This window comes from Mycobacterium sp., from assembly GCF_032159565.1.
Taxonomy (GTDB): domain Bacteria; phylum Actinomycetota; class Actinomycetes; order Mycobacteriales; family Mycobacteriaceae; genus Mycobacterium.
The window spans coordinates 19,365-32,684 of the sequence record NZ_JAVHWR010000132.1; the positions used below are offsets into that span (position 1 = coordinate 19,365).

The 13,320-nt window shown below is 66.6% G+C and carries 10 protein-coding genes; 4 read left to right on the plus strand and 6 right to left on the minus strand.

The window, feature by feature from the left end:
• Positions 1–3: 3 nt before the first annotated feature.
• On the minus strand, positions 4–555 hold the full coding sequence (locus QOC76_RS17405) for an LppP/LprE family lipoprotein (RefSeq protein ID WP_526358700.1): 552 nt from the start codon (positions 553–555) through the stop codon (positions 4–6).
• Positions 556–679: 124 nt separating this feature from the next.
• Between QOC76_RS17405 and QOC76_RS17410 the strand changes: the two genes are divergently transcribed.
• The 3 genes from QOC76_RS17410 (at position 680) to QOC76_RS17420 (ending at position 6,097) form a co-directional block, all read left to right on the plus strand.
• A complete protein-coding gene (locus QOC76_RS17410; RefSeq protein ID WP_526358551.1) occupies positions 680–2,362 on the plus strand; it encodes a DEAD/DEAH box helicase in 1,683 nt (560 codons plus the stop codon).
• A complete protein-coding gene (locus QOC76_RS17415) occupies positions 2,359–3,510 on the plus strand; it encodes an acyltransferase family protein (protein WP_526358553.1) in 1,152 nt (383 codons plus the stop codon). Before QOC76_RS17410 ends, QOC76_RS17415 begins: the two co-directional genes overlap by 4 nt.
• A gap of 193 nt (positions 3,511–3,703) precedes the next feature.
• Complete coding sequence (locus tag QOC76_RS17420; RefSeq protein WP_526358555.1) at positions 3,704–6,097, plus strand: arylsulfatase; 2,394 nt, start codon at positions 3,704–3,706, stop codon at positions 6,095–6,097.
• 5 nt (positions 6,098–6,102) lie between these two features.
• Here the strand turns inward: QOC76_RS17420 and QOC76_RS17425 are convergent, their stop codons facing one another.
• From QOC76_RS17425 to tap, 5 genes are all read right to left on the minus strand, one after another.
• Entirely contained in the window at positions 6,103–6,690 is a 588-nt protein-coding gene (locus QOC76_RS17425; protein WP_526358557.1) for a TetR/AcrR family transcriptional regulator, read from the minus strand.
• A complete protein-coding gene (locus QOC76_RS17430; protein WP_526358559.1) occupies positions 6,690–7,931 on the minus strand; it encodes a cytochrome P450 in 1,242 nt (413 codons plus the stop codon). The genes QOC76_RS17425 and QOC76_RS17430 overlap by 1 nt, the downstream gene beginning before the upstream one ends.
• A 56-nt stretch (positions 7,932–7,987) precedes the next feature.
• On the minus strand, positions 7,988–9,307 hold the full coding sequence (locus QOC76_RS17435; protein WP_526358702.1) for an FAD-binding oxidoreductase: 1,320 nt from the start codon (positions 9,305–9,307) through the stop codon (positions 7,988–7,990).
• A gap of 61 nt (positions 9,308–9,368) precedes the next feature.
• Positions 9,369–11,012 carry an L-lactate permease gene (locus tag QOC76_RS17440; protein WP_526358561.1) on the minus strand — a complete coding sequence of 548 codons (1,644 nt, stop codon included), beginning with the start codon at positions 11,010–11,012 and terminating at the stop codon, positions 9,369–9,371.
• Positions 11,013–11,088: 76 nt separating this feature from the next.
• Positions 11,089–12,324 carry a multidrug efflux MFS transporter Tap gene (gene tap, locus QOC76_RS17445; protein ID WP_526358563.1) on the minus strand — a complete coding sequence of 412 codons (1,236 nt, stop codon included), beginning with the start codon at positions 12,322–12,324 and terminating at the stop codon, positions 11,089–11,091.
• 76 nt (positions 12,325–12,400) lie between these two features.
• On the opposite strand from tap, the gene QOC76_RS17450 reads away from it, so the two are divergent.
• Positions 12,401–13,315 (plus strand): uracil-DNA glycosylase, encoded by a 915-nt coding sequence (locus QOC76_RS17450; RefSeq protein ID WP_526358565.1) that lies wholly within the window; start codon positions 12,401–12,403, stop codon positions 13,313–13,315.
• Positions 13,316–13,320 lie beyond the last annotated feature (5 nt).

The window sequence follows — 13,320 nt, forward strand, 5'->3', positions numbered from 1 at the left end:
CGGTCAGCCGGGCGTGTTGCCGATCAGCTCGACGCCTGCGCCGTTCCAGCGGAATTTCACCACGCTGTCCAGCCCGGGCGTGCCGTTGGAGTACACAAGCGCGACGGTGTCACCCGTGCTTTCCGACGGCTGGACGCTGTTGAATCCGTAGGTGTCGGGCACGCCTGTAGGGATGAACTTGCCGAGGTGAAACAGCACCGCGCGGGTGTTGGGGTTCTCGGCGTTGGTGTTGGCCTTGACGATGATTGCCGATAGCTGGGCGCATTCGTTGTATGTGCCCGCCAGCGGCTCGGGACTCCACGCCTGCCCGCTGCGGGGATCGCGCGGCAGCTCGGAGACGGCCTTGGCGATCTCGGGCGCGGCGAGGTTCACGGCGCACGGGTCGGGCGCCGCCGTGCTGGGCGCGGCGCTGGGGCGCGGCGGTGCGGGCTGCGCGGTCGCGGGTGCAGGTGCGGCGGTGGTTGTGCTCGCATCCGGCGTCTTGGAGACCGTCGAGTCACCCGATCCGCAGCCGGCCAGCAGGAGGACGCCCGCCGCGGCAGCGGTCGCCGCCAGATGTCGCCGGCCGAGCGGCCCGGGACGCCTTTTCACAGTTGGGCACCGTACCGCCAACTCGGCCGGTGACCCGGCAGGCGGCGCGGCGGGTCGAGCGGGTGCGGGCGATTAGACTGACACCCCGATGACCACGCCCGACAGCGACGCGTTCGCCGCGCAAACCACCTTTGCCGACCTGCAGATTCACCCCGCGGTGCTGCAGGCCGTAGCCGACGTCGGATACGAGTCGCCGTCGCCGATCCAGGCGGCGACCATCCCCGCGATGATCGCGGGGTCTGACGTGGTCGGCCTCGCACAGACCGGCACGGGCAAGACCGCGGCGTTCGCCATCCCGATTCTGTCGAAGATCGACACGTCGAGCCGCATCACCCAGGCGCTGGTGCTTGCGCCGACGCGAGAGCTCGCGCTTCAGGTCGCCGAGGCGTTCAGCCGCTACGGCGCGCGCCTGGCGGTGAACGTGCTGCCGATCTATGGCGGCGCCTCCTACGGTCCGCAGTTGGCCGGGCTCAAGCGTGGCGCCCAGGTCGTCGTCGGCACTCCGGGCCGGGTCATCGACCACCTCGAGAAGGGCACCCTCGACCTCTCACACCTCGACTACCTGGTGCTCGACGAGGCCGACGAGATGCTCCAGATGGGCTTCGCCGAGGACGTCGAACGCATCCTTGAAGGCACGCCTGAGTACAAGCAGGTCGCGCTGTTCTCCGCGACGATGCCGCCCGCGATCCGCAAGATCACCAACAAATACCTGCACGACCCGGTCCAGGTGAAGGTCGAGTCCAAGACCGCGACCGCCGACAACATCTCGCAGCGCTACATCCAGGTCTCCGGGCACCGGAAGATGGACGCGCTCACCCGGTTGCTCGAGGTCGAGCCGTTCGAGGCGATGATCGTGTTCGTCCGCACCAAGCAGGCCACCGAGGAGGTCGCCGACCGACTCAAGGCGCGCGGTTTCGCGGCGGCGGCCATCAACGGCGACATCCCGCAGGCTCAACGCGAGCGCACCATCGCCTCACTCAAGGACGGAAAGCTCGACATCTTGATTGCGACCGACGTAGCGGCCCGCGGGCTCGACGTCGATCGCATCTCACACGTGCTGAACTACGACATCCCGCACGATCCGGAGTCCTATGTGCACCGGATCGGGCGCACCGGCCGGGCCGGGCGGTCGGGCGCGGCGCTGCTGTTCGTCACGCCACGCGAACGGCACCTGCTCAACTCGATCGAGCGGGTCACCCGTCAGAAGCTCGTCGAGTCGCGGCTGCCGTCGGTCGACGACGTGAACGCCCAGCGGGTGGAGAAGTTCCGGGACTCGATCACCACCGCGCTCAACGCGCCGGGAATCGACCTGTTCCGCAAGCTGATCGAGGGCTACGAACGCGACCACGACGTGTCCATGGCCGACATCGCCGCCGCGCTGGCCCTGCAGAGCCGTGACGGGGAAGAGTTCCTGATGACGGAACCACCACCGGAGAAGCGTCGCGAGCGTCCCGACCGAGACCCGCGCGATGACGGGGGGCCGCGCAAGCGGCGGGACGTCCGCACCGACCTCGCCACGTATCGCATCGCGGTCGGCAAGCGGCACAAGGTGATGCCAGGTGCCATCGTGGGTGCGATCGCCAACGAAGGCGGTCTGCACCGAAGCGATTTCGGGCACATCACGATCCGGCCGGAGTACTCGCTGGTCGAACTTCCCGCGAAGTTGTCCAAAGAGACACTGAAAGCCCTTGCGAAGACCCGGATTCAGGGTCAGCTGATCGATTTGCAACCCGACCGCGGACCGAAGAAGCCACACCGCAAGCCGAAATGACCGTGTCCAAGGACGTCACCGGCGCGGTGGCCCAGGGCGGGCTCGAATCCGTCGCGGCGCCCGAGCGGGTGGCGTCGCTCACCGGGATCCGCGCCGTCGCCGCGCTTCTGGTGTTGGCGACCCATGCCGCCTACACCACAGGAAAGTACACGCACGGCTATGTCGGCCTGGTCTACGCGCGGATGGAGATCGGCGTGCCGATTTTCTTTGTGCTGTCGGGCTTTCTGTTGTTCAGTCCGTGGGTGAAGGCGACCGCGGTTGGAGCGGATTGGCCCTCGGTGCGCCGATATGCCTGGCACCGGGTGCGGCGCATCATGCCCGCATACGCGGTAACGGTGATCGCGGCGTATGCGGTCTACCACTTTCGCCACGCCGGGCCGAACCCCGGCCATACCTGGATCGGCTTCCTCCGCAACCTGAGCCTGACGCAGATTTACACCGACCAGTACATGTACTCGTATCTGCATCAGGGCCTGACTCAAATGTGGAGTCTGGCTGTGGAAGCCGCGTTCTACGTCGTGCTGCCGCTGCTGGCTTGGCTGTTGCTCGGCGTGCTGTGCCGCCGCCGGTGGCGTCCCGTGTTGGTGCTCGGCGGCTTGTTGCTGCTGGCCGCGGTGACGCCTGCGTGGTTGATCTTCGTCCACACCGTCGACGGGTTGCCCGACGGGGCGCGCCTGTGGCTACCGACATACCTGGTGTGGTTCGTCGGCGGCATGCTGCTCGCGGTCCTTTCGGTGATGGGCGTCCGCTGCTACGCCTTCGCGGTGATACCCGTCGCGGTGGTGAGCTACTTCATCGCCTCGACTCCGATTGCGGGGGAACCGACGACGTCGCCCTACGCGTTGGCGCCTGCAATTTGGAAGGCGGTCTTCTACGCGGTGATCGCGACACTGGCGGTCGCGCCGCTGGCGCTCGGTGACAGCGGTTGGTATGCACGGCTGCTGGCCAGCCGCCCGATGGTCTTCCTCGGCGAGATCTCCTATGAGATCTTCCTGATCCATTTGGTGACGATGGACCTGGTGATGGTCGAGATCCTGCACGTCCACATCTACACCGGATCGATGCCCGTCCTTTTCGTGGCGACGTTCATCGTGACCGTTCCGCTGGCATGGCTGCTGCACCGCTTCACCCGGGTGCGCTCGCCGTAGGCACCCTGCCGAAACTGCGGGGAGATCGCCATTCCTGGCGAATTCACGCACTGCCCGCAGTCTCGATTTCTTGAGGGTATTCGGCCGACTGTGTTTGTCGCTCGCGTCAAAAGACCTCCGTCGACAACGAGCCGCAATAGTCTTGCCTCCTCGGGCCCAAGAAGTGTGGTTCGAGGAGGCCGAGAGGACCCCCATGCCCAGCTCGTCAGCGCACAACAACGGACAAACCTCGAACACGACGACATCGCCGGAGGTTCGGAGGGACATCCTGCCGATTCCCGATGCTCAACACGTTGGCCTGACAACCTACGACGCCAAGGATCCGGACACCACCTACCCGCCGATCACCATGCTGAGACCACCCGAGGGTGCGCCCAATGTCCTGATCGTGCTGATTGACGACGTGGGTTTCGGCGCTGCGTCGGCCTTCGGCGGGCCGTGCAATACGCCGGTGGCCGAAGGGCTGGCCGCCAACGGATTGAAGCTGAACCGTTTTCACACCACAGCACTGTGCTCACCGACCCGGCAGGCGATGCTGACCGGTCGCAACCATCACTCGGTCGGGATGGGTGGCATCACCGAGATCGCAACGTCGGCACCGGGCTACTCCAGTGTGCGCCCGAAAGACAAGGCGCCTATCGCGGAGACGTTGCGGCTCAACGGCTACTCGACGAGCCAGTTCGGTAAGTGTCACGAGGTGCCGGTCTGGGAGGTCTCGCCGGTGGGCCCCTTCCAGCAGTGGCCGACGGGCTCGGGCTTCGAGCACTTCTATGGCTTCATCGGCGGGGAGGCCAACCAGTACTACCCCGGCCTCTACGAGGGAACCAAGCCGGTCGAGCCGGAGAAGACGCCTGAAGAGGGCTACACGCTGACCCAGGACTTGTCCGATCGCGCGATCACGTGGGTCCGCCAACAGAAGGCGCTCACTCCCGACAAGCCGTTCTTCATGTACTTCGCGCCGGGTGCGACGCATGCGCCACATCACGTCCCGAAGGAGTGGTCAGACAAGTACAAGGGCACGTTCGACGACGGCTGGGACAAACTGCGGGAGCGGATTCTGCCCAACCAGAAGGAACTGGGCGTCGTGCCGGCAGACGCCGAGCTGACCAAGCGTCACGACGAGATCCCCGCGTGGGACGACATGCCTGCGGAGCTCAAACCGGTGCTGGCCCGCCAGATGGAGATCTACGCCGGCTTCCTCGAGCAGACCGACTACGAGGTCGGACGCCTCATCGACGCGATCGACGACCTCGGCGCGCTAGAGAACACACTGGTGTACTACATCTTCGGAGACAACGGCGCGTCCGCCGAAGGCACACCAAAGGGTTGTTTCAACGAGATGACCACCCTCAATGGCCTTCCCGACATCGAGACCACCGAGTTTCTGTTGTCCAAGATCGACGACTTCGGCACACCCGACGCCTACAACCACTATGCCGTCGGCTGGGCACACGCGCTCTGCACGCCCTATCAATGGACCAAGCAGGTGGCATCGCACTGGGGTGGCACCCGAAACGGGACGGTCGTGCACTGGCCCAAAGGTATTGCGGGCAAAGGAGAGACGCGCAATCAGTTCCATCACGTCATCGATGTCGCGCCGACGATTCTCGAGGCAGCCGCCATCCCCGCGCCGACCATCGTGAACAGCATCCAACAGGCGCCATTGGAGGGTGTCAGCATGCTGGCCACGCTGCGTGACGGTAATGCGCCAGAAACGCACACCGTCCAGTACTTCGAAATGTTCGGTAACCGGGGCCTGTTCCACAAGGGCTGGACGGCGGTGACCAAGCACCGCACTCCTTGGCTGAACGACCAGCCGGCGCTCGATGACGATGTGTGGGAGCTCTACGGGCCCGACGATTACACCCAGGCCCACGATCTGGCGTCCGAGAACCCCGAGAAGCTGGCCCACATGCAACGGCTCTGGCTCATCGAGGCAACCAAGTACAACGTTGTTCCGCTTGACGACCGGTCGTTCGAACGTTTCAACCCGGACATCGCCGGGCGGCCGCAACTGATCAAGGGTGATACCCAGATGCTGTTCTCGGGCATGCGGCTGCTGGAGAACTGCGTACTCAACATCAAGAACAAATCCCACTCGGTGACCGCGAAAATCACCGTGCCCGACGCAGGCGCGGCCGGTGTGATCGTCAGCCAGGGCGGCGGCGTCGGCGGATGGTGTCTATACGCACACGATGGGCGGCTGAAGTACTGCTACAACTTCTTCGGCATCGAGTACTACTTCGTCACCGCGGACGAGCCGATCCCATCCGGCGATCACGAGGTACGGATGGAGTTCAAGTACGACGGCGGAGGCCTCGGCAAGGGTGGCGAGGTCACGCTGCTTTACGACGGAAAGGCTGTTGGCGCAGCACGAGTCGAGCAGACCGAACCGATGGCCTTCTCCGCCGACGAAGCCTGCGACGTCGGATCGGACACCGGTTCGCCGACCTCAACCGACTACGGTCCGCGCGGCAACACGTTCACCGGCACCATCGACCGCGTCATCATCGACATCGGTCAGGACAGCCACGACCACCTGGTCACCGCGCAGGACAAACTCAACATCTCGATGTCGAGGCAGTAAGGCGCCTAGCCCGTCGCGTCCTGCGTCGTCGGCACCACCATCGGGACGACGAACTGCTCGATCATCGCCCGCTCGTCGGCCCCGTCGTGTCCGGGGAAGACCAGCAGCGACGTCATCACCCGTACCAGCCAGCGCGCCTTGCGCTCGACGACCTCGGCGGCGTCGGGCGCCATCGAGATCAGGAACGCCTCGGTGAGCGCCTTGATCACTTGAGACTGCTCGGCGATCTCCGCGCCGATCGGCCGCTGCGCGGTGGCGAACCACGATGACAGTGCGGGACTCTCGCGCACGTTGCGCAGCGACGACACCATGCCTTCGATGAGCCGCTCACGTGGCTCGTCGACGCCGCTGAGTTGTTCGGTCATCTGGTGGAACAGCCGGTAGCTCTCGCGGTGCACGTACGCGGTGTACAACGCTTCCCGGTTCTCGAAATACCGGTACAGCGTCGCGCGCGAACATCCTGCGGCCTTGGCTATCTCGTGCATGCCGACGGTTGCGGCGTCCTGCTGTGCGAACAGTGCGTCCGCGGCGTCGAGGATTCGGTCGGCGGCCACCTCTGTGCGGCGGTCGCCCAGCCAGTCGTTGCCCGCCATTACGAGATCACCCGGAAGGGAACCGACAGCGGCCTGCGGACGTAACTCCCGCCGGCCCAGACCACTCCGGAGAGGTCGACCTCGAACTCGGGGCAGCGCGCGAGCAGTTCGGTCAGCGCGATCCGTGACTGCATCCGGGCCGCGGCCGCGCCGAGGCAGAAGTGCGCGCCGTGGCTGAATGTCATGATGTTGCGCGGACGCCTGCGGACCTCGAGTTCGCCTGCGTCGGCGCCGTATTCACGCTCATCGCGGTTGGCCGACCCGTAGAGCAACAGTGCCTTGCGCCCGGCCGGGATGGTCGAATTACCGATCCGCACATCGCGTGTGGTGGTGCGGGCCAAGCCTTGCACGGGCGAGGTGAGCCGCAGCAGTTCGTCGACCGCATCGGGCAGCAGGTCCGGATTGTTGATCAGCAGCCGGCGCTGATCGGGCCGCTGGTGCAACAGCTGCACCGCGCCGCCGAGCATGCCGGTCGTGGTGTCGTTTCCGCCGGTGACCATCGTGAACGTGAACGCCAGGATCGACAGCATCCCGGCCATGTCACCGTCGGCGCCGATGCCCGCGGCGACGAGATGCGACACGGTGTCGTCCTCGGGCTCGCGGCGGCGGCGCTCGATCAGCTGGGTGAAGTAGGCCATCATCGAAGCCACCGCCTCGCCTGCGGACTCACCTGCTGATGCCAGACCGCCCTCCTGTGTCTGGGCGGCGACGATGGCTTCGGTCCACCCGTCGAACTGCGCGCGGTCCTCGTCGGGGACGCCGAGATAGTGTGCGACGACCATCGACGGCAGGGGCTTGAAGAGTTCGGCGACGATGTCGCCGCCGCCTGCGGCGCGCAAACGCTCGAGACGCTCGATGACGAACTGCCGCACGGCGGGCTCGACGGCCTCCACCTGACGCGGCGTGAAACCGCGTGACACCAGCTTGCGGAACTCGGTGTGCGTCGGCGGATCCTGCATAACGAACGGCGGGTTGTCGGCGAGACCGATCATCTCGAGTTCGCCGTAGTTGACCGTGAGGCCCTGCGCCGACGAAAACGTCTCGTGGTCGCGCGCCGCGTTCCATACGTCCACGTGCCGCGACAACACCCAGTAGTCGAGGTCGGGCCGGTCTTCCGGGACCACGTGGTGCACCGGGTCCTTGTCGCGCAGTGCCTGGTACATCGGCCACGGGTTGGACCAGGTCGCGGCGGTGGCGAGTTCGAATTGGGCAGGCGTGCGGTGAGACAGTGTGGCGGTCATGTCTTATGAGTACGACAGGAATGCATGCCCTGTCAACAGGGCACAGCGAATTGTCATCAAATGGCGGCGCCGGGATTCAGGATGTTCCCGGGATCAAGCGCCTGTTTGATGCGCCGGTTGAGGTCCATCACCTCGGACCCGACCTGGTCCTCCAGCCAGGGCCTTTTCAGTCTGCCGACGCCGTGCTCCCCGGTGATGGTGCCGCCGAGTCCGATCGCGAGATCCATGATCTGGCCGAACGCGCGCTCGGCCCGTTCCGCCATCGCGGCGTCGGCGGGGTCGTACACGATCAACGGATGGGTGTTGCCGTCGCCTGCGTGTGCGATCACCGAGATCATCACGTCGCCCTCGGTGGCGATGCGCTCGACGCCGCGGACAAGGTCGCCGATGCGCGGCATCGGCACGCCGACGTCTTCGAGCAGCAGCGTGCCCATGGCCTCCACCGCCGGGATCGCGAAACGGCGGGCGGCGACGAACGCCTCGCCCTCGTCGGGGTCGTCGGTGGTGAACACATCGGTTGCGCCGCTCTCGCCGAACACGTCGGCGATCAGCTTCGCGTCCTCGGCCGCCGACCGGCCCCGTTCGTCGGAGGCCGCCAGCAACAGCGCGGCCGCGTCCCGGTCCAGGCCCATCTTCAACTTGTCCTCGACGGCGTTGATGGCCACGGCGTCCATGAACTCGAGCATCGACGGCCTCATCTGGCAGGCCACCCCCAGTATTGCGTCGGTGGCCGCGTCGACCGTCGCGAAATTTGCCACCACGGTGGCCGACCGGTGCTGCTTGGGCAGCAGCCGGAGCGTGATCTCTGTGACGATGCCCAGCGTGCCCTCGCTGCCGACGAACAGCTTCGTGAGGCTGAGCCCCGCGACATCCTTCAGCCGAGGCCCGCCGACCCGTACCGCCGTCCCGTCGGCCAGCACCACCTGCAAACCCATCACATAGTCGGTGGTGACGCCGTACTTGACGCAGCACAACCCGCCCGCATTGGTGGCGATGTTGCCGCCGATGCTGCAAATCTCGAACGACGACGGGTCCGGCGGGTACCACAGATCATGTTGCGCGACGGCCTTTTTCACCTCGGCGTTGAACAGGCCTGGCTGACAGACCGCGGTGCGCGTGACGGGGTCGACGGTGATGTCGCGCATCTTCTCGGTGCACAGCACGATGCCGTCGTCGAGGGCGGTGGCCCCGCCGGAGAGTCCGCTGCCCGCCCCGCGCGGCACGACCGGAACCCGGTGGGCGCTCGCCCAGCGCATGATGATCTGCACATGCTCGGTGGTCAGTGGGCGCACGACGGCCAGCGGCTTGCCCGCCGCCGGGTCGAGCGCGCGGTCCTGGCGGTACCCCTCGGTGATCGCGGGGTCGGTGACGACCATGCCGTCGGGCAGGTCGGCGGTCAGGCTGTCGAGAACGCTCACGGTTCGATGCTACGAGCCGTCACGACGGCACCATCCAGGACAGCACCGGCGAGGCCTGCAGCGCAGACAGGACGCACAGCAGGGCCAGGAACGCCATGCTCCAGATGACGACGCGTCGGAAGATGTCGCCTTCCTTGCCGTTCATGCCGACAGCCGCCGCGGCGATCGCGAGATTCTGTGGCGAGATCATCTTGCCCAGCACGCCGCCCGAGCTGTTCGACGCGGCCATCAGCACATCGGACAACCCGGCCTGATTCGCCGCGGTGACCTGAAGGGCGCCGAACAGCGAGTTGGCCGAGGTGTCCGACCCGGTGACCGCGACACCGAGCCAGCCGAGGATGGGCGACAGCAGGGCGAACGCGCCACCTGCCGCGGCCATCCAGGTGCCCAGCGTGATCGTCTGCCCCGACAGGTTCATCACGAACGCCAGCGCCAACACCGCCATCACCGTGACGATCGCCCAGCGCAGCTGGTGCAGTGTCGTCCCGTATGCCTTGACCGCCCGCGGCACCGACAGTTTGAGCACAAACATCGTCAGCACGCCCGCGATGAGCATGTGGGTGCCGGGTGTGGTGAGCAGGTTCAAAGTGAATTCGGTGAGCGACACCGGCTTTCCCTTGGGGCTGACGACGTCGAGGCCCGGCCATCCGAACTTGATCGTCGCCTTGTCGAGCAGCTTCTTCACGGCGGTGATCTGGCAGATGACGAAGACCGCGATGATGATCGCGTACGGGGCGTAGGCCTTGACCACGTCGGCCCGTGAGTCGGGATGCTCGACCCGCCTGGCGAATTCGGGCGTCGGTGTATCCGCCGCGCCGCCTGCGACGACGGCCGCCTCGGTGTACGTCCGACGGGGTCTCCAGATTCGGACCAGCAGGACCACCGCGGCGGCCGACAGCAGCGAGGCAACCACGTCGGCCAGCGGCACCGAGACGAAGTTGGACGTGGCGAACTGGCCGAGCCCGAAGACGATTCCGCATACCAGCGCGGGCAGCCACGTCTCGCGGATGCCGCGCCAGCCGTCGACGATGGCGACCAGGGCCAACGGAACCAGCACCGAGAGCAGCGGCGTCTGCCTGCCGACCATCGCGCCGAGGGTGTCGCTGGGCAGTTCTGTCACCTTGGCGAGGGTGAGGATCGGCGTGGCCATTGCGCCGAATGCGACGGGTGCGGTGTTGGCGACAAGTGCGAGAGCGGCGGCCTTCATCGGCTTGAACCCGAGTGCCATCAGCATCACCGACGTCACCGCGACCGGTGTGCCGAAGCCGGCCAGTGCCTCCAGCAGGGCGCCGAACGAGAACGCGATCAGGACGGCCTGGATGCGTTGATCGTCGCTGACTTGAGAGAAGGAGCGGCGCAGCACGTCGAAGTGCCCGGTCTCAACGGTCTGCTGGTACACCCAGATCGCGTTGATGACGATCCACAAGATTGGAAAGAAGCCGAACGCGGCACCTTCGGTGCCTGCCAGCAGCGACTGACCGATCGGCATCCCGTAGACCAGGACAGCGACGGCGATGGCGACGGCAAGCGATATCAGCGACGCCACCCATGCGGTCACTCTCAGGACGCCGAGCAGCACGAACAACAGCAGCAGGGGGATCGCCGCGACCAGCGAACTCCACGCGAGGGAATGGCCAACCGGATCGAGAACTTGCTGGTACACGAGCCAACCTCGATGTTCGATTTGTGGTTTGCGTCACACGGGTACCCAAGATCAGTCGGCTCTTAACGAAAGCGTTCTACTGCTCGACCGCGGGCTCGCGGTCCAGTTCGCGAAGCCCGGACAGGAATACGGCGACAACGCCGAGCACCAGCATCGGCAGCGACAGCGCCAAAAACGTCGCGTGCAGGCCTGCGGCATCGGCCAGCGGGCCCGCCAGCACGAGCCCGAGCGGCCCCGCGGCGTAGGCGAGCGACCCCATCACGCCGACGACCCGCCCGCGCAGGTGCTGCGGGGCGCGGGTCTGCATGACGTAGTTGTAGATCGGCGCGATCGGGCCGTAGACGAACCCGACGATCGCACACAGCACGAGGATCAGCGGTAGCGGCGGCAGGAAGGCGATGATGGTCATCGCGACGCCGAGCGTGAGCACCGCTGTCAGCATCACGGTCCGGCGCTTCGAATACTTCGACAGCACTGCATAACTCAGCGCGCCGACCAGCCCGCCGACGCTCAGCGCCATCAGTGCCCAGCCCAGCTGCGCGGGCTGGTTGCGATCGGTGAAGTACTTCGGGAAAAGAACCGATTCCATCGGCATATAGAGACCGGTCGCGGCGAGGTCGACGATGGCCAGGGTGCGCAGAACCTTGTTGTTCCACACGAAGCGCAACCCCTCGACGACGCCCGCCCAGACGCCTTCGGGGAGTGCATTGCGGTTCGGTGTGCCTGCACCTTCGAGCCGCAGCGTGGAAATGGCGAGGATGGACAGCACGAAGGCGCCCGCCGTCACCCACATGGTGTTCACCCCGCCGAGGGTGGCGATCATCAGGCCGCCGACGCCCGGCCCGACGATGTAGGAGAGGTTGAACACCGCCTCGTAGACGCTGTTGGCCCGGTCCAGCGTCCAGCCGGCCCGGGCGGCGGCCTCGGGCAGCATCGTCTCGCGCGCCGTCATGCCTGCGGGATCGAACAGCGCGCCGAGCGCGGCGAGGCCTGCGAGGACGGCGACGTTGACGACGTGCACGCCGAAGGTCAGCGCCAGCACCGGGACGGCGGCAACCGACAAGGCGGACAGCGCGTCGGAGATCATCGAGACCCGCTTGCGGCCCAGATAGTCCACCGCGGCGCCGGCGATCAGCGTGGCCACGAGCAGGGGAATGGTTCCGGCCATCGCGACGATCGACGCGTCGAGCGCGGATCCGTTGCGCTGCAGCACCAGCCAAGGGAACGCGACGATCGTGATGCCGTTACCCGCACCGGCCATCAGCGCGGCGAAAAAGATGGTGAATAGCGGTCCGCGCTTGCCGTTGATCATGGGGTATCTCTTCAGGAATCTAACAGCGGGTCGGCCCGGTCGGCGACGCATTTTGCGTCGCAGGCACAGTGGAGCGGTGAAGCTGGCCCATCCCCGCACCGGCAAGCGGTTCGACTCGCCGGTTCCCGCGGGCTCTGGTTGGCCGGGCGATCCGGCGACGCGCGCGACCGCGGTCGCCGACAGCGCCGCGACGGTGAGCGCGTTGGCCGAAGCGGCGGAGTCGGTCGAGCAGGTCGACGCCGAGGTGTCGGTGTGTCGTGCCTGCCCGCGGCTGGTCGAGTGGCGCGAGCGGGTCGCGGTCGAGAAGCGCAAGTCGTATGAGGGTGAGCCCTACTGGGGCAGACCTGCGCCGGGTTGGGGTGCGGCGCGGCCGCAGGTGATGGTCGTCGGACTGGCGCCCGCAGCGCACGGAGCCAACCGGACCGGCCGGGTGTTCACCGGCGACCGCTCCGGCGACTTTCTGTTCGCGGCGCTGCATCGGGCCGGGTTGGCCAACCAGTCGCTGTGCGTCGACGCAGCGGATAGGTTGGCGCTCAACGCCACTCGCATCGTGGCCGCCGTGCGGTGTGCGCCGCCGGCGAACGCGCCGACGCCCGCCGAACGCGCGACGTGCGCGCCGTGGCTGGACGCCGAGTGGCGCCTGGTCAGCCGTGACGTTCGTGTCCTGATCGCGCTCGGCGGGTTCGCGTGGCGCGCCGCGCTGGACATGGTTCGTGCCGGCGGTGGCTCGGTGGGCCGTCCCGCACCGAAGTTCGGGCACGGTGCGACGGCTGTGTTGCAGACGATGCACGGCGAGGTCACGTTGATGGGGGTCTACCACCCGAGTCAGCAGAACACCTTCACCGGCAAGCTGACCCCTGCGATGCTCGACGACGTCTTCGGCGAGGCCGCCGCCCTGGCAGGCACAGAGCGATTTCGGCGCGGAAACCTTCGCTCAGCGCCGGAAATCACACCGAAATCGCGGGAACGCGGGCGTGATGTCCAGCGTTGACTCCT